Origin of the sequence: Aeromonas sp. OTU364, assembly GCF_038440395.1 — a bacterium.
In the GTDB taxonomy this organism is placed as follows: Bacteria; Pseudomonadota; Gammaproteobacteria; order Enterobacterales; family Aeromonadaceae; genus Aeromonas.
Genome location: NZ_JASATR010000016.1, coordinates 43,190 through 59,639, shown reverse-complemented (window position 1 = coordinate 59,639; position 16,450 = coordinate 43,190). Strand labels below are relative to the sequence as shown.

The window sequence follows — 16,450 nt, the reverse complement described above, 5'->3', positions numbered from 1 at the left end:
CATTGCCCGTTGCTCGCAAGCGTTGATAAACAAAGAAGCCCGCATCAAGCGGGCTTCTTGTTGGCAGTCAACCGAGATGGGGATCAGTGCGCGATGGGAGCCGCGTCCGGCTTGGTGAGCAGCTGCTCGACGTCGTCGATCACCTTGAGGGCCGCCTGGGGGCCGCCGGTGGAGGTCCAGAGCGACCCGTCCACGGCGCCGAAGCGCTTGCCCTTGATGGCGCCAAGTTGCTGGAAGGCCGGGGTCTGCTCGGCCTGCTTCATGGCATCCACCGCATCGCCGCTGGTGCTCAGGGTGCCGACCACCAGCCAGTCACCGTCCAGCAGGTTGAGGGATTCGAGGCTCAGCGCCGGGGAGTGGGGGCTCTTGTCGCCGATCTGGTGGGCAGGGCGAGCCAGCCCCATCTCGGTGACCACGCTGCTGGCGAAGGTGCCGCCATGCATGTAGCTAGGCCCCTTGGGGTTCCAGCGCACTATGCTCACTTGCTCCCCCTGGTGCTTGGCGAGCTTGCTGCGGGCCTCTGTCAGGCGGGCGTCATACCGGGCGAGGAAGGCCTTGGCCTCGGCCTCCTTGTTCATCACATTGGCGCTGCGGTTGAACACGGTTTTCCAGGGCTCGCCCCAGTTGCCGGTGACGACTGTGGGGGCTATCTCCTTGAGCAGGGCCAGGAGTTCGGGCTTGGTCTGGCCGGTGAGGATGAGGTCGGGCTCCAGATCGATGAGTTTCTCCAGATTGGGGTTGTCCAGATCCCCGACCACCTGGATCTCCTTGCCCGCCATGTCCAGCAGATAGCGGGGCAGGGTGGACTGGCCGCGGCCGTTGACTGTGCCGACCGGTTGCACCCCCAGGGTCAGGGCGCTGTCGAGATCGAGCTCGCTCAGCACCACGACCCGCCGGGGCGCATCGGGGACAGTGTGGGTCTGGCCGTTGGCATCGAGCACCTGGCGGGTGCCTGCCTGGGCCTGAAAGCCGACCAGACTGGCCAGCATGAGCGCGGCGGCCAGGGGGGAGGAGATCTTCATGGTTACATCCTTAATGGGTGAAATCGGCGGCACGCTTGGCCCATGCAGGGCGGCCCCTGTTGGTCGTGCCTGCCAGTCAGCCTAAAACCGGGGTCCAAATGGGCGGGGACATGCTATCACAGAAGCGCAAGTGAGAAACATTGTCATTTGTATTTGTGGTGTCTGCCCTGGGGGGTTTGATACCATGAGGCGCCATTGCGAGGAGCCCAGATGCCCCCCTTATCCCCTCTCACCGCCTTCCTTTTGCAACGGGATCACCTGCTGCTGCCGGGTACGCCCCCCTTGACCCTGCATCGCATCTGCTTCGATGTCGCCGCCTTTACCCCCGCCTGCTTCGCGGCCCACGACATGGCGCTGCCCGCCAGCCTGCAGCGTGCGGCCCCCAAGCGGCTGGGGGAGTTTCTGGCCGGGCGCCTCGCGGCCCGCGAGGCCCTGCGCCCCTTTGGCCTTGCGGGATGCAGCGTGGCCATCGGGAGCGCCCGGGAGCCCCTCTGGCCTGCGGGAATGGAGGGGAGCATCAGCCACAGCCAGCTGGCGGGGCAGGGGGTGGCGCTGTGCGGGGTGCGCCCCGCACAGGGGGGCATGGGGCTGGATCTGGAGGCCTGGCTGGGGCCGGAGCAGGGGAGTCAGCTCTGGCCCGGCATAGTCGATGAGGATGAGTGGGGGCGACTGGAGGGCGGGGCCCGCGCGCTCGGGCTGGACAGGGCCAGAGGGCTGACTCTGGTGTTTTCCGCCAAGGAGAGCCTGTTCAAGGCGCTCCATCCCAGGGTGGGGCGCTACTTCGACTTTCTCGATGCCCGCTGGCTGGGGATGACGGCCCAGAGCCTCACCCTCGAGCTGAAGGTCCCGCTGACGCCGACCCTGCCGGCCGGCTGGCGCTGCACCCTGCGCTGGCAGCCGCTGCCGGGGGGCGTGCTCACCGCATTGTTGCTATGAGAGTGAGGCTTTGACCCAGACAAAGAAACCGCCATCAGGCGGTTTCTTGCTATCCGGCTCAGGCCGACTGCGCATGGTCGACACGCCGACGGGGCACTATGACGGGGGCACCGTCGCCGGGGGCGTGCAATATGTCCACGTCGGTCTGGTAGAGCCGATCGATGAGGGACTTGGTCACCACCTCCCGGGCCGGGCCCATGGCCTGGATGCCGCCGTCTCCCAGGGCAATCAGCTCGTCGCAGTAGCGGGCGGCGGTGGCGAGATCATGGATGACGATGAGCACAGTCTTGCCCTCGGCGGCGACCCTGTGGATGGCCTCCATCACCTCGGTCTGGTGGCCTATGTCCAGGGCGCTGGTGGGCTCGTCCAGCAAGATGAGATCCGCATCCTGGGCCAGCACCATGGCGAGCCAGACCCGCTGGGCCTGGCCGCCGGAGAGGGAGCTGGCGCTCTGCTGCCAGATGGCATCGAGCTGCATCCGCTCCCTGGCCCAGCTCACCATGCGGGCGTCCTCCTCGCTCCACTGGGTGAACCAGCCCTGATGGGGATGGCGGCCATACTGCACCAGCTGCTCGACCCGGATGCCGGGCGGCACCAGGGGGCGCTGGGGCAGGTAGGCCAGCTCCCGGGCAAGGGCCTTCATGCCATAGCTCCCCAGGGGCTTGCCCTTGAGCAGTATCTCCCCGGACTGGGGCTGCTCCTGGCCCGCCAGCAGTTTGAGCAGGGTGGACTTGCCGCCCCCGTTGGGGCCGACGATGCCCACCAGCTTGCCCTGGGGGATGGAGAGGGAGATCTCCTTGAAGATGGCCTTGTGCTGATAGCCGAAATGGAGTCGATTCACGGTGAGCGTCATCAGGCGGCCCTCGGTCTGTCTTGGAAATGGATGAATGGCATGGTCAGTCCGCCCGTTGTCTGTCTTTGATCAGGATGAACAGCAGCAGCAGGCCGCCGAGAATGCGGGTCATGATGCCGGTGGCCACCTCATGGGGGCTGGCCAGCACCCGCACCAGGGTGTCGCTGGCGAGCAGCATCAGGGCGCCGCACAGGGCCGCAATCCAGAGCGGCACTATGCGATCCCGGGAGAGCCAGGAGGCGAGTATGGGGGCCGCCATGGCGATAAAGACCACGGGGCCGCCGATGGCGGTGCCAAGGGCCGCAACTATGATGGCCTGGGCCAGCACCCCGAGCTGCACCCGGTTCACGTTCACCCCCAGGGTTTTGGCGGTGACGGGGCCGAGACGCAGCACGCCGAGGGCGCGGGAGAGATAGACGATCCAGGGGCAGATGAGCAGGATGAGTATACCCACCGGCAGCACCGTGCCGTAGCCCTGGCCGACGAAGTTGCCCATGTTCCAGAGATAAAGGCTGGTGAGGTGCACCAGGGACTGGGTGGACATGGCGAACTGGCCGATGGCGTTCATCAGCTCGGAGACGCCGATGCCGATCACCACGAACAGGTAGCCCTGCTCCCCCGGCTTGTTGCACAGGGCGTAGAGCACGGCGGCGGCAAACAGGGCGCCAAAGGGGGCGGCCCACCAGGGCCAGCTGCCGAGGGTCAGGTAGAGGGAGAAGATGATGATGGCAAGGGACGCCCCCTCGTTGACCCCTATCATGTCCGGGGTGGCGAGGCGGTTGCGGACCAGGGTCTGCACCAGGCAGCCGGAGAGGCCCATGGCGGCGCCGGCCACCAGCACGGCGACGATGCGCGGCAGCCGGATCTTGAACACCGTCACCTGGTCGAGCCGGCTCCCCTCTCCAAGCAGTGTCTGGATCACTCCCGGCATGGTGATCTTGCCTGAGCCCAGGGTCAGGGCCAGCAGGGAGAGCAGGGTGAGGGCGAGCACCAGCCCGAGGGTAATAAGCCAGGCGCGGCGCTCCAGCAGCAGGGTGCGGCGGCCGAGGCGCAGGCGCAGGGTGCCGGTGGGGAGTGAGGTCCCGGGCAGGGAGCCCGTCAGGGTGTCATTCATGGGGTTGTTCATGGGAGGGCACCTTATTTGACGGCCAGCAGGGAGCGGAAGCCGCCGCTGCGCACCACCAGGATGAGCACGGGGGCGCCGATCAGCGCCAGAATGACGCCGTTGGGCAGCTCGAACGGCTGCAGCAGCCAGCGCGCCAGTATGTCGGCACCGAGCAGGAACAGCACCCCGAACAGGGCGGAGAAGCGCACCTGGATGGCGAGGCGCACCGGCTCCACCAGGCGGGCGCAGTAGGCGGCCAGGAAGCCGACGAAGCCGATGGGCCCGGCGATGGCGATGGCGCAGGCGGTGAACAGGGTGGCGGCGAGCAGCACGCCGATGCGCACCCGGGTCGGCCGGATGCCGAGGGCCTGGGCCTGGTTGTCCCCCATCTGCATCAGGGTGAGCTGGCGGCAGAGCGCCAGAGTCAGCAGCAGGGCTGCCAGCGCGAAGGGGGTGACCGTCAGCACGGACTCCAGGCTGGAGGCGGCAAGGGATCCTAAGTTCCAGAAGCGGAACTGCTCCAGCACCACCCGGTTGGAGAGCAGCAGGAAGTTGGAGAGGCCGCCGAAGGTGGCGGAGAGGGCGACCCCCACCAGGATGAGCTTGAGGGGGTTGGATCGCCCCACCATGAGGCCGAGGCCGAGCACGATGAGGTTGCCAAGCAGGGCCCCCATACCGGACCAGAGCAGGTAACCGTAGGCGGATTCGACGCCAAACCAGGTGAGGCCGATCACTAGGGCGAAGACGGCGCCGGCGTTGACCCCGAGCAGGCCGGGCTCGGCCAGGGGATTGCGGGTGGCGCTTTGCAGCATGGAGGCGGCGAGCGCGAGACAGACCCCCACCACCAGGGCCGCCAGGGTGCGGGGCAGGCGCAGGGTATTGACTATCATGGCGAGTTTTTCATCGGCCAGGAAGGCGGGATCGCCCATCAGGAAACCGGCGACCTCGCGGCCACCATAGACACCGGCGCCTGTGGCCAGTGACAGAGAAATCAGCAGTAAGAGGAGCAGCACTCCGAGCCAGAACAGCTGTGCTTGGTATCTGAGCACGCAACAACTCCTTTGATACGGGGCAGTAGAAACGCAAAAAGGGAGCCCCGATCTCGGGGCTCCCGCAGGGAGAGCTTACAGCTTGTAATCGACACCAGCGTAGACGGTGCGTCCTTCCAGGATGAAGTCGGCGTCGGTGGCCACCTCGTCACGCTTGGTGTTGGTGAGGTTGGTGATGCCGAGCTTGAAGTCCAGCGCCGGGGTGACGGTCCAGTTGGTGTTCACGTCCAGAGTCTGGTAGTGCTTGGAGGTGAACGCCTGGGAGTTGCGGGCCGGCACCTTGATCACCTGGCTGCCGACATATTGCCAGGCCAGGTTGGCGCTGACGAGCTCGCTCGCCTGCCAGTCCAGGCCGAGGTTGCCGGTGTGATCCGGGGTCTTGGCCAGATCATCCCCTGTGCTCCTGTCCTCGGAGTCCAGCAGGGTGAAGTTGCCGGTCAGCTTGACGTTGTCCAGCACGTCGACCCAGCCGGTCAGCTCCAGACCCTTGATGCGGGCCTCCTTGACGTTGAGGTAGGTCATCACGGTCGGACGGTAGCCCGGGCCCCACTGATCGCTCTGGATCAGATCCTCGATCTCGTTGTGGAAGCCGGTCACCCCGGCGCCGAAGCGCGCGGCCTCGTAGGCGGTCCCCAGCTCGTAGCTGACGGCGGTTTCCGGCTTCAGGTTCGGGTTGCCGATGACCTGGCAGGCGCCGCGGCAGGCGGTGGTGGAGAAGCCTTCGCTGGACTGGGCCAGGGTCGGGGCCTTGAACGCCTTGCCGGCGCCACCCTTGATCACCCACTCGTCGGTCAGGGTGTAGAGGGCGTAGGCGCGCGGGCTGAACTCGGTGCCATAGGTCTCGTGGTGATCCAGACGACCGGAGAGGGTCAGGGCCAGATCGCCGAAGCCGAACTCGTCTTGCAGGTAGACGGCGCTCTGGGTCGCATCCACGCTGCCATTGGCGATGTTGCGGCTGTGCTCCAGCTCGGTCTTGCGCAGCTCGGCGCCTGAGGTGAGCAGGTGATCACCCAGGTAACCGCTGACCTGACCGTCCACCGTGTTGTTGGTCTGGGTGATGTCGGCGGCGCCGCCATTGAGCTGGGAGTCATCCATCAGATCGATCTGCTCGAAGTAGTAACGAGCGCGGCTGTCGAAGTGCTCCCAACGGCCGTTGTGGGTCAGCCCCAGGCTCAGGCGATCCAGGTTCTGCACGTTGTGGGGGGTGGCCGGTGCGGTCGGGGCGCGGGGCACGTTGTTGAAGTAGCTGTCCATGTCGTTCTGGTTGTAACCCAGATCGAAGTCGATGTCCTGGTTGTCCGCCACCAGCCACTTCAGGCTGGTCAGCACGTTGACCACTTCACGCTTCTCCAGGGCATCGGCGTCCGGGTTGTTGGACTGATCGCTCTTCCAGTTGTCGCGCTGATAGCCTTCCACCACCACGCTGCCCAGCAGCTTGTTGTCGATCAGGGCGCCGGAAACATAGGCGCTGGCCTGGTTGGCATCGCCGCCATCACCCTCGGTGGGCATGCTGTGGGTGTAACCGACGGCAGCCTCTGTCTTTTCCTTGGCCTGGCGCAGGATCACGTTGACCACGCCCCCCAGGGCATCGGCCCCGTACAGGGAGGAGACGGGACCACGGATCACCTCGATGCGCTCGATGGCGGCCATGGGGATGGAGCTCAAGTCGAAGTCGTTGCCGTAGGCGCTGCCCAGGGTCTCGCGGGCGTTGACCCGCTTGCCGTTGATCAGCAGCAGGGTGTAGTCACCCCCCATGCCGCGGATCTTGATCTCGTTGCGGCCGGTGGGGTTGGTGGAGACGATGTTGACGCCCGGCACGTGCTTGAGGGCATCGCCGATGTTGTTGACGTTCATCTTGTCCAGATCGGCACGGGTCACTACCGAGACGCTGGCCGGGGCGGACAGCTCGGTGTGCTTGGTCTGGGTGGCGGTGACCACCATGGTCTCGTTGGCCTTGACCGACTCTGCCTGGGCCAGGCCAGGTACGGCCAGCAGGCCGAGGGAGAGCAAAATCGGGTTCAAACGAAATACGCCATGCTGCAACTGCATTGTCAAAACTCCATGAATAAACAGAGGTTATGGGGTAGGGCGCGGTGGGCCCAAATGCTCACTGACTTCCTTGTCTGGCAGTACCAGAGGCAGGATTATTGTTATCTCTTGTCCGCTCCAGTCCCCGGATGAGGAACCAGACGCCGGTGCAGGCCAGGAGGCCGCAGCCGATGTTGATCCAGGCCAGGGTGGAGAAACCGTGCAATGCGCCTCCTTCGTCGGAGACCAGGTATCTGGCGGAGATCAGGCTGCCGAGGCCCGCCGCCACATTGGTGACCGTGCCCTGGAAGGACATGAAGGCGGCGCGCTGATGGGGGGCCGGAATGGCGGCGGTGACCGCGAGGGTGGTGCTGGCGCGGGCCGAGCTCAGGGCCATGAAGAGGGTGAACAGCAGGTAGACGGGCAGGCCGACCGGCAGGGCGAAGCCGAGCAGGGTGACCAGGGCCAGCAGCAGGCTGGTGAGCAAGATGGCGCCCTGGGCGCGGCCCTGGTCTATCCAGCCGCCGCACAGGCGCATGGTGGCCATGCTGGCGAGGCCGCCGCACAGATAGAGGGCGGCTATCTGCTGGCGCGGGAAACCGAGGTTGAACTGGAAGTAGTTCGCAAAGTGCGGGATCAGCAAGAAGTGGCCGAACATCTGCAGACAGAGGATGCACAGGGCTCCCTGACAGAGCGGCGAGCCCAGCAACTGGCGCAGCCCCTGGCCCTGCGGGGCGCGGCTGACCGGTAGCGAAGGCAGCAGGCGGGCGCAGATCAGGGCCAGCAGCAGGCCGCTCGCACCAAACAGCAGGAAGGGGCTCTGCCAGCCGAGCCACTGGGCCAGCACCAGGGCGACGGGCACCACCAGAATGGCGGCAAGTGAAAACGCCATACCCACGTAGGCGAGGCGGCGTCCACGCTCGGCCGGTGGCACCAGATCCAGCACGGCGGCCATCAGGATGGCGGCCAGGGGCCCGGCCACGCAGCCGGACAGGATGAAGAGCAACAGCAGTTGCTGGCTGTCTTGCACCAGGGCACAGGCCATCAGCAGCAGAAAACGCAAGGTGAGCAGCACCAGCAGGGCGGGTTTGCGATTGACCCGATCGAGCCAGGGGGCGGCAAGGAGCCCCGTCAGGGCGGCTCCCAGGGTGGCGCCGCCGCTGAAGTAGCCTGTCTGCTCCGGTGCCATGCCGAGGCTGGTCACCAGATCGGGCCCGAGCGGCATCACCATCATCATGCTACCCATGGAGAGCATGTTGATCAGCAGGGCCAGATGGATGGCAGCAGGGGAGGAGACGACAGGTTCTGGCTTCATCAGAGGCTGACTCGAAAAAATGAGTCCGAATTGTATCCGAGGGATATTGTCGTGACAACAAATGATAACCATTTTTATTTGTATTGAGTGGTCTCTCAATGAGTCTTTTCTTTGGGCTCTAAAGCGAGCCGGAAAAGGACCTTCATGATATCGTCCTGGGCCAGGCCGCTTGCCCCTTGCCATTGCAATCGGGGCGCCATGGCCCATGATCGCAAGGAGTGATGAGAGAGACGCCATGAGAGACGGCAAAAGGGACGATAAAAGGGACGGCAAGAGAGAGACGGCAAGAGGGAGACGAGGATGAGAGCTTGGTGCTGGGTGCTCGGGTGTTGCGGACTCTGGGCCTTGCCCCTGCAGGCCGAGGTGAAGGTCATCCCGGTGTTTGAGGCAGAGGGGGCGGTGCAGACCCTCAAGGAGCTCTACCCCGAGCTTGGGGTCAGTGCCATGGGCAACCAGCTGGTGCTGAGCGGGACGCCCGCCCAGTTGCAGGAGGCCGAGAAGGTGCTGGATAAGCTCAATCAACCGCCCCAGAGCCTGCTCATCGAGTGGCGGGTGGCGGGGGAGTCCGGCAACCGGCAGGTGGGAATAGGCGTCGGCAATGACAACGCCAGACGGCGCTGGCTGGTGGAGGGGGGCGCCGAGGATTACCAGCGCACCCAGCAGGACAACTGGCAGGTGCGCGGCCTGTCTGGGCGGCCCGTGCTGCTGCAGATGGGCTCCTATCAGCCGGTCACCTTCTACCGCTGGCAGGGAGGCCGGGTAGTGGCCATGATGCCGCTGATAAGCGGTCTCTACGCCACCGCCACCCTGATAGGGGACAGGGTACAGATAGCGCTCAGCAGCGAGCAGGCCAGGCTTGAGCGGGGCGACATCAAGACCGGCCAGAGCGCCACCGAGGTGAGCGGCGCCCCGGGTCAGTGGCTGACGGTGGGGGAGCTCTCCACCAGCCAGGAGGATCAGGGGGCCGCGCTATCCAATCCGTCACGGGTCGGGGTGGCGAGCGGCAGCGAACGCCAGACCCTGCAGATCCGGGTCACCCGTCAATGAGGCGGCCGACGGCGCCTGTTAATGGGGTTGATCCCGGGTGTAATCCCGCAGCTGGCGGCTCTTGAGCAGATACCAGAGCGCCCAGAGGCTGGCGACCAGCACCAGGGCGGTGGGCCAGCTGAACGACCATGCCTGCAGATTGAGGCTGTGCAGCTGCATCAGCAGACCGCTCGCTGTGGAGCAGAGCAGCAGGCCCCGGCTGTGGCGCCTGAGTCTGGCGCGAATGCCCTGGGTCTGCTGATAGGTGCCGCCGCAGGCGAGCAGCGCCAGCATGGCGGGCACGTCCGTCAGCAGGCCGAGATAGAGGCTCATCTTGTCCGGGTAGAAGAGGGTCAGGATGGCGCTGCCGCTCTCCCGGGTGACGCCGGCCATCAGAAACAGCCAGACCGAGCGAGTCAGCAAGAGGGCGATGGGCCAGAACCAGAGCGGCGGGCGCAGCTGGCCATGATCGTCGTAGCGATGTTCGGGGTAGAGGGTCATAAGGCCCGCTCCGGGGTTGAACTATTGATGCAGGGGATATGGGGCGGGGGGCGGCCCTTTGCAAGGCAGGGCAATGAATCGGGGGGCCACGCCCCCCAATCTCAGTTCGGCTTGTCTGACGCTAGGTGACGTTACAGCCAGCCCTTGCGCTTGAAGAAGAGGCCGGTGCCGAGCGACGACATTACCATCAGCACCAGCGACATCTGATAGCCGTACTCCCAGGCGAGCTCCGGCATGCGGCCGAAGTTCATGCCGTAGATGCTGGCGATAAGCGTCGGCGGCAGGAAGATGACCGCGGCCACCGAGAAGATCTTGATCACCTTGTTCTGCTCCAGATTGGTCACCCCCATGGAGGCCTCCAGCTGGAAGTTGATCTTGTCGAACAGGAACTGGGTGTGGGGCAAGAGGGACTCCACGTCGTGCAGCATCTCGTCGATCCACTTGTTCTGCTCGCCGGTCATCCGTTGGCGCAGGCTGCGTTTGAGGAAGCGCAGGGCACGGCGGGTATCGTGCAGGGAGAGACGGATCTGGCCGTTGGCCTCTTCCTGGGCCATCAGCTCCTTGAGCATGGAGTTGATCTGATCCGGCTCGAAGATCTGATCGGCGGTGTTTTCCAGGGTCTTGTAGCCATCCTCGATGAGATCCGAGAGGTACTCCACCTTGAGGTTCTGCACCTCCAGCAGGATGTCGAGGGCGTTCTCCACCTCCAGCCGGTCCTGACGCATGTAGTGGCGCAGCAGGCGCACCAGGCCGATGTCATCCTCGCGAATGCTGATCAGCAGGTTGTTGCGCAGGGTAAAGGAGACGTGGACACCCTTGGTGTCGCGGCCGATGCGCTGGGGGAACAGGGAGTGGATGTGCAGACCATCTGTGTCCCAGTAGAAACGGGCGGACGCCTCTATGTCGTCCAGCTCTTCCTTGTCGGGGACCTCTTCCAGAAACAGGCCCGTCAACCATTCTCGCTCCGCTGTATCCGGCTTGTAGGCATCCAGCCAGACGGTGTTGTCGGGGACTATGTCGTCCGGCCCGAGCGTGACTATGTCCAGCACCTTGTTGTTGAGAATGTAGGCGGTGATCATCTGTCCCCCCTTAAGAAGTCATGGGTAATCAGGGATGGTTGCACAGGTTCATGCGGCCTTAGATCGCACAGAAAGCGATCCCATGAAATAGCATAACGAGGCCGATGGACAACCTGAATGCGGCGAACTATACAGGGGCGGGCCCCGCTTGTCAGGGGCTATTCATCGGGGCTTCAGCCTGTTTGCTCAAAAAAACGGCGAGGTCGGAGCAGCTGCCTGGGCTGGCATAACCTGGCCCAGGCGGGGGAGTGCCGGGGGATAAATTGACCAGGATCCCTGCATCCCAGGGATCACATATTGGGATAGTTCGGGCCGGATCCTCCCTGAGGCGGTGTCCAGACGATGTTCTGGGGCTGCGCATCCTTGATGTCACCAGCCGGTTTGCCTATCTCACATATTGGGATAGTTCGGCCCCGAGCCTCCCTGGGGCGGTGTCCAGACGATGTTCTGGGGCTGCGCATCCTTGATGTCAGGCCTCAGCCCGAACTGCGCCGGTCACATATTGGGATAGTTTGGCCCCGACCCTCCCTGGGGCGGCGTCCAGACGATGTTCTGGCTGGGATCCTTGATGTCACAGGTCTTGCAGTGAATGCAGTTGGCGGCGTTGATCTGCAGCCTTGGCCTGGTATCCCCATCCAGGATCTCGAACACCCCGGCCGGGCAGTAACGCTGGGCGGGTTCGGCCCAGGTGGGCAGGTTGACCGCCACCGGGATGCGCTCGTCCTGGAGCCTCAGGTGGCAGGGCTGATCCTCGTCGTGGCTGGTGTTGGCCAGGTACACAGAGGAGAGCTTGTCAAAGCTGAGCCACCCGTCCGGCTTGGGGTAGTCGATGGGCTGGCAGCGGCCGGCCAGGCGCAGTTGGCGATAGTCCGGCTCCTTGTCCAGCAGGGTAAAAGGAGAGGCGCGGGGGAACAGCCGCTGCTCCAGCCAGTTGAAGGCGCCGCCGAGCCAGGGGCCGAAACGGTGCAGGGCGGCGCCAAAGTTGCGGGCCGCGATCAACTCCCGGGCCAGCCAGCTCTGTTGCAGCGCATCGCTATACTCGGCGAGGTCCCGCCCGCCCTCATCGCCGCCGCGCAGGCTCATGGCGACAGTGGCGGCCGCCAGCATGCCGGACTTCATGGCAGTGTGAATACCCTTGATGCGGGAAAAATCCAGGGTGCCCGCATCGCAGCCGATGAGCAGGCCACCGGGAAAGTGCATGCGGGGCAGGGAGTGCCAGCCCCCCTTGGTGATGGCCCTGGCGCCGTAGCTGATGCGCTCCCCCCCCTGCAGGGTCTGGGCGATAAGAGGGTGGTGCTTGAGGCGCTGGAACTCGTCGAACGGACTGAGCCAGGGATTCTGGTAGTTGAGATCGACGATAAGGCCGACCGCCACCTGGTTATCTGCCAGATGATAGAGATAGAAGCCCCCCTGACTCTTGCTGCCCCGCTGCTCCCCGAGCGGCCAGCCGCTGCCGTGCAGCACGCGGCCGGGATGGGACTGACCGGCGGGCACCTGCCACAGCTCCTTGAAGCCGATGGCATAGTGCTGCGGTTGGTGCCGGGGCTGGGCGGTTTTTTCCAGCGTGAACAGGGCGCCAAGCTGCTTGCCAAGGTGGCCGCGGGCTCCTTCGGCGAACAGGGTATAGCGGCCATAGAGTGCCATGCCGGGCACGTGATCCGCCTTGGGATTGCCCTCTTTGTCGAGACCCAGATCCCCCGTCAGCACCCCTCTTATCCTGTTCTCTTCCACTATGAGCTCGCTCGCCGCGAAGCCGGGGTAGATCTCGACCCCGAGCGCCTCGGCCTCCCGGGCGAGCCAGCGGCAGAGGTTGCCGAGGCTGATGATGTGGCAGCCGTCGTTGTGCATGCGCGGCGGTACCGCCCAGCGGGGCAGTTGCAGGGCGCTGGACGCGCTTTGCAGCAGATGGACCTGGTCATCCGTGACCGGTACGCCGAGGGGGGCCTCTTGCCAGCGCGCCGGCAGCAGCTCCTTGAGGGCGACGGGATCGAGCAGGGCGCCGGAGAGCAGATGGGCGCCCACTTCTGCCCCCTTCTCCAGCAGGCAGACCGAGAGATCCGGGGCCTGCTGCTTCAATGCGATGGCGGCGCTGAGGCCCGCCGGGCCGCCACCGACGATGACGACATCAAATTCCATTGCTTCGCGTTCCATCTTGCCTCTGCGCTCGACTTGGCCTAGGGTAGTGCTGGTAGTTTACGTAAACGTAAACCATTTTGTCAGCATAAAAGTGTGAGAGTGCAAAATGGATTCACTCAACCGATACGAGGGATGACCGCCATGAAGCTGCTGGTCGCTGTCAAACGGGTCGTTGATTTCAACGTCAGGATCCGGGTCAAGAGCGATGGCTCCGATGTGGAGCTCGCCAATGTGAAGATGGGCATCAACCCGTTTTGTGAGATCGCGGTGGAGGAGGGGGTGAGGCTGCGCGAAGCCGGGGTGGCCACCGAGCTGGTGGTGGTGACCTTTGGCCCGGAGGCGGCGGCCGAACAGCTGCGCCATGCCCTGGCGCTGGGGGCGGATCGGGCCCGCCATTATGTGACCGATGAGACGCTCACTCCACTCACCGTGGCCCGTGCCCTGCAACAGGTGTGCGAGCAGGAGCAGCCCAGTCTGGTGCTGCTCGGCAAGCAGTCCATCGACTCTGACAACAACCAGGTGGGCCAGATGCTCTCGGCCCTGTGCGACTGGCCGCTCGCCACCTTCGCCTCCGCCGTCAGTCTGGTGGAGGGGGAGCTGCAGGTGACCCGCGAGATAGACGGCGGTCTCGAGACCCTCGGCATGGGGCTGCCTGCCGTGGTGACCGTGGATCTGCGCCTCAACGAACCCCGCTTCGCCTCGCTGCCCAACATCATGAAGGCCAAGCGCAAACCGCTCGAGAGCGCCCCCTTTGCGGCCCTGGGGGTCGAGCCAGCCGGTCAGACCCGGTTGCTCGGGGTGATGGCGCCAGCCCCCCGACGCGCCGGTGTCAGGGTGGGCTCGGTGGACGAGCTGCTGGACAAGCTCAAGAACGAAGCCAAGGTGATCCCATGAGCGCATTGAGGGTCAAGGCCTATCCCGCGGGCCGGCCGATTGCCGCCAGCGGGCGCGTTGGCGAAGGGACAGGAAGATCAACGGACGACATCAAGGTGCTGCCATGAGCGTACTCATCATTGCCGAACATCATCAGGGCCAGCTGGCGGACAGCGCCGCCCGTCTGGTCACGGCGGCGAGCCTGCTCGGCGCCGAGGTCCACCTGCTGCTGCTGGGTCAGGGGCTGGCGGAGGCGGGGGAGCAGGCGGCCTCCTTGCAGGGGGTCAACCGGGTGCTGCTGGCCGAGCACCCCATGCTGGCGGAAGGGCTCAATGACGGGCTCGACCGACTGCTGGCCCCCGTGGTGCGGGACTATCAGCACTGCCTGATGGCGGCGAGCAGTCACGGCAAGGATCTGCTGCCGAGGGTGGCGGCCAGGCTGGGGGTGGAGATGATCTCCGAGGTGACGGGCATAGAGGGGCCGGATACCTTCCTGCGTCCCCTCTATGCGGGCAACGCCATTGCCCGGGTGGCGAGCACGGCGCCCGTCAAGGTGCTCGGCATACGGGCATCGGCCTTCCCTGGCGTCGAGAGCGGGGGGGCTGGGGCCAGGGTCGAGCACCTTCCCGTCCCCGAGCTGGCGTGCCGGACCCGGCTCATCGAGCGGCGTGCGGTGCGCTCCGCACGGCCCGAGCTCGGCGCGGCCCGGGTGGTGGTCTCGGGCGGGCGGGCGCTCGGCTCCAAGGCGCAGTTTGCCCTGATTGAAGCCCTGGCCGACAAGCTCGGCGGGGCTGTGGGGGCCTCGCGGGCCGCGGTGGATGCAGGCTTTGTGGCCAACGATCTACAGGTGGGACAGACCGGCAAGGTGGTGGCCCCCGAGCTCTACATCGCCATCGGCATCTCCGGGGCCATCCAGCATCTGGCGGGGATGAAGGAGTCCAAGGTGATCGTCGCCATCAACAAGGATGCCGAGGCCCCCATCTTCCAGGTTGCGGACTACGGCCTGGTGGGGGATCTCTTCACCCTGCTGCCTGAGCTCACCGCCAAGCTGTAAATGTGCCAAAAGGGGGCGCAGAAAGCCGTCTGTGCTGTCTCGCCCCCGTTTCCATGCATGTTCTCTGCAAGCCCTGGCCCGTTCAGGGCTTTTTCCATGGCGGCGGCGTCGGCCATGTGAGGTAAAAGGTTGCGCTGGATCCCAAAAAGCCTTTGCCCCGACGGGGGCCTGTCGTGTAAAAACATTCAAGTCACCGATCACACTCATCCATTCACGGAAAGCGTCATGAGCAAACAGATTTACAACTTCTGCGCCGGCCCCGCCATGTTGCCGGTTGAAGTCATGGAGCGCGCCCAGCGCGAATTTTGTAATTTCCAGGGGCTGGGAGCCTCGGTCATGGAGCTGTCCCATCGCGGCAAGCCCTATATGGCGGTCGCCGAGAAGGCCGAAGCGGATCTGCGGGATCTGCTGGCGGTGCCGGACAACTACAAGGTGTTGTTCATGCACGGCGGCGGTCGCGGCCAGTTCTCTGCCGTGCCCATGAACCTGCTGGGTGGCGCCAACAAGAAGGCGGATTACCTGGTGACCGGCGTCTGGGCCCAGAGCGCCGTGGATGAGGCCCAGAAATACGGGGAGATCCAGACCTTCCAGGGGGTCGCCAAGAACGAACAGGGGATAAGCCACCTGTTGCCGACCCCGGCGTTTCGTGCCGACGCGGCCTATGTGCACTACTGCCCGAACGAAACCATAGATGGCATCGAGATGTTCGATATCCCGGCCACCGGCGATGTCCCCCTGGTGGCGGATCTCTCCTCCACCATCCTCTCCCGTCCCATCGACGTGAGCCGCTTCGGCATCCTCTACGCCGGTGCCCAGAAGAACATAGGCCCCTCTGGGCTGGCCATCGCCATAGTACGGGACGACCTGCTGAACCAGGCCCGTGCCGACGTGCCCTCTATCTTCGACTACCAGCTCACCGCCAAGAACGACTCCATGTTCAACACTCCCCCCACCTACGCCTGGTATCTGGCCGGTCTGGTGTTCGAGTGGCTGAAAGAACAGGGCGGACTGGAGGCGATGGAGGCGCGCAACAAGGCGAAGGCCGATTTCCTCTACGGCTACCTCGACGACTCCAGCTTCTACGGCAACAAGGTGGACGTGGCCTGCCGCTCCCGCATGAACGTGCCCTTCCAGCTGAAAAACGAGGCCCTGGACAAGCAGTTCCTGGCGGAGTCGGAAGCGGCCGGTCTGCTGGCGCTCAAGGGGCACCGCATCGTCGGCGGCATGCGCGCCAGCCTCTACAACGCCATGCCGCTGGAAGGGGTCAAGGCCCTGGTCAGCTTCATGGATGGCTTTGCCAAGCGCCACGGCTGAGGCCTGTTCCCCCGATAGCAAGGCGCCGGGGACTCCCCGGCGTCTGTTTTTCCAGAAGATCCTGACCGCCAGCCCGGTTGCCCCGGTTTTGTGCCACAGACGGTCTTGCCGCGCGGGGCGCGGGCTGTTAACGTCCGGTCAGGTGATTTACTTGAGATT

Annotated in this window: 13 protein-coding genes and 2 pseudogenes; 5 read left to right on the top strand and 10 right to left on the bottom strand. The window is 65.0% G+C overall.

Going from position 1 to position 16,450, the window contains the following annotated elements; translation table 11 throughout:
- Nucleotides 1-83: 83 nt before the first annotated feature.
- The gene (locus AAHB08_RS15600; RefSeq protein WP_342059429.1) at nt 84-1,022 is read right to left on the bottom strand and encodes an iron-siderophore ABC transporter substrate-binding protein; all 939 of its coding nucleotides are present in this window, start codon (nt 1,020-1,022) and stop codon (nt 84-86) included.
- Nucleotides 1,023-1,232: 210 nt separating this feature from the next.
- On the opposite strand from AAHB08_RS15600, the gene AAHB08_RS15595 reads away from it, so the two are divergent.
- Nucleotides 1,233-1,958, top strand: a complete 726-nt coding sequence (locus tag AAHB08_RS15595; RefSeq protein ID WP_342059428.1) for a 4'-phosphopantetheinyl transferase family protein — start codon at nt 1,233-1,235, stop codon at nt 1,956-1,958.
- 58 nt (nt 1,959-2,016) lie between these two features.
- Here the strand turns inward: AAHB08_RS15595 and AAHB08_RS15590 are convergent, their stop codons facing one another.
- From AAHB08_RS15590 to AAHB08_RS15570, 5 genes are all read right to left on the bottom strand, one after another.
- Nucleotides 2,017-2,811: an amonabactin ABC transporter ATP-binding protein gene (locus AAHB08_RS15590; protein ID WP_342059427.1), complete on the bottom strand. Its 795-nt coding sequence runs from the start codon at nt 2,809-2,811 to the stop codon at nt 2,017-2,019.
- 43 nt (nt 2,812-2,854) lie between these two features.
- The gene (locus tag AAHB08_RS15585) at nt 2,855-3,937 is read right to left on the bottom strand and encodes an amonabactin ABC transporter permease subunit 1 (protein WP_342059426.1); all 1,083 of its coding nucleotides are present in this window, start codon (nt 3,935-3,937) and stop codon (nt 2,855-2,857) included.
- A gap of 11 nt (nt 3,938-3,948) precedes the next feature.
- Nucleotides 3,949-4,965, bottom strand: coding sequence for an amonabactin ABC transporter permease subunit 2 (locus AAHB08_RS15580; protein WP_043132296.1), 1,017 nt, complete (start codon nt 4,963-4,965; stop codon nt 3,949-3,951).
- A gap of 75 nt (nt 4,966-5,040) precedes the next feature.
- The gene (locus tag AAHB08_RS15575) at nt 5,041-7,014 is read right to left on the bottom strand and encodes a siderophore amonabactin TonB-dependent receptor (RefSeq protein ID WP_139435299.1); all 1,974 of its coding nucleotides are present in this window, start codon (nt 7,012-7,014) and stop codon (nt 5,041-5,043) included.
- Nucleotides 7,015-7,072: 58 nt separating this feature from the next.
- Complete coding sequence (locus AAHB08_RS15570; RefSeq protein ID WP_342059425.1) at nt 7,073-8,308, bottom strand: MFS transporter; 1,236 nt, start codon at nt 8,306-8,308, stop codon at nt 7,073-7,075.
- Between the two features lie 300 nt (nt 8,309-8,608).
- On the opposite strand from AAHB08_RS15570, the gene AAHB08_RS15565 reads away from it, so the two are divergent.
- A complete protein-coding gene (locus tag AAHB08_RS15565; RefSeq protein ID WP_342059424.1) occupies nt 8,609-9,355 on the top strand; it encodes a hypothetical protein in 747 nt (248 codons plus the stop codon).
- Between the two features lie 18 nt (nt 9,356-9,373).
- Here AAHB08_RS15565 and AAHB08_RS15560 read toward each other — a convergent pair whose 3' ends face one another.
- The 4 genes and pseudogenes from AAHB08_RS15560 to AAHB08_RS15550 all read right to left on the bottom strand — a co-directional run bounded on the left by AAHB08_RS15560 (nt 9,374) and on the right by AAHB08_RS15550 (nt 13,065).
- A complete protein-coding gene (locus AAHB08_RS15560) occupies nt 9,374-9,835 on the bottom strand; it encodes a DUF2919 domain-containing protein (RefSeq protein ID WP_342059423.1) in 462 nt (153 codons plus the stop codon).
- A gap of 131 nt (nt 9,836-9,966) precedes the next feature.
- Nucleotides 9,967-10,914, bottom strand: a complete 948-nt coding sequence (corA, locus tag AAHB08_RS15555; RefSeq protein ID WP_005332981.1) for a magnesium/cobalt transporter CorA — start codon at nt 10,912-10,914, stop codon at nt 9,967-9,969.
- 290 nt (nt 10,915-11,204) lie between these two features.
- Nucleotides 11,205-11,285: pseudogene (locus AAHB08_RS21175) on the bottom strand (4Fe-4S dicluster domain-containing protein); the annotation flags it as partial.
- 19 nt (nt 11,286-11,304) lie between these two features.
- Nucleotides 11,305-13,065: pseudogene (locus AAHB08_RS15550) on the bottom strand (electron transfer flavoprotein-ubiquinone oxidoreductase).
- Nucleotides 13,066-13,191: 126 nt separating this feature from the next.
- Between AAHB08_RS15550 and AAHB08_RS15545 the strand changes: the two are divergent.
- From AAHB08_RS15545 to serC, 3 genes are all read left to right on the top strand, one after another.
- Nucleotides 13,192-13,944 carry an electron transfer flavoprotein subunit beta/FixA family protein gene (locus AAHB08_RS15545; RefSeq protein ID WP_342059422.1) on the top strand — a complete coding sequence of 251 codons (753 nt, stop codon included), beginning with the start codon at nt 13,192-13,194 and terminating at the stop codon, nt 13,942-13,944.
- A gap of 103 nt (nt 13,945-14,047) precedes the next feature.
- Nucleotides 14,048-14,977 (top strand): electron transfer flavoprotein subunit alpha/FixB family protein, encoded by a 930-nt coding sequence (locus tag AAHB08_RS15540; RefSeq protein WP_247626650.1) that lies wholly within the window; start codon nt 14,048-14,050, stop codon nt 14,975-14,977.
- 225 nt (nt 14,978-15,202) lie between these two features.
- Complete coding sequence (serC, locus tag AAHB08_RS15535; protein ID WP_342059421.1) at nt 15,203-16,291, top strand: 3-phosphoserine/phosphohydroxythreonine transaminase; 1,089 nt, start codon at nt 15,203-15,205, stop codon at nt 16,289-16,291.
- The last annotated feature ends 159 nt before the right edge of the window (nt 16,292-16,450 follow it).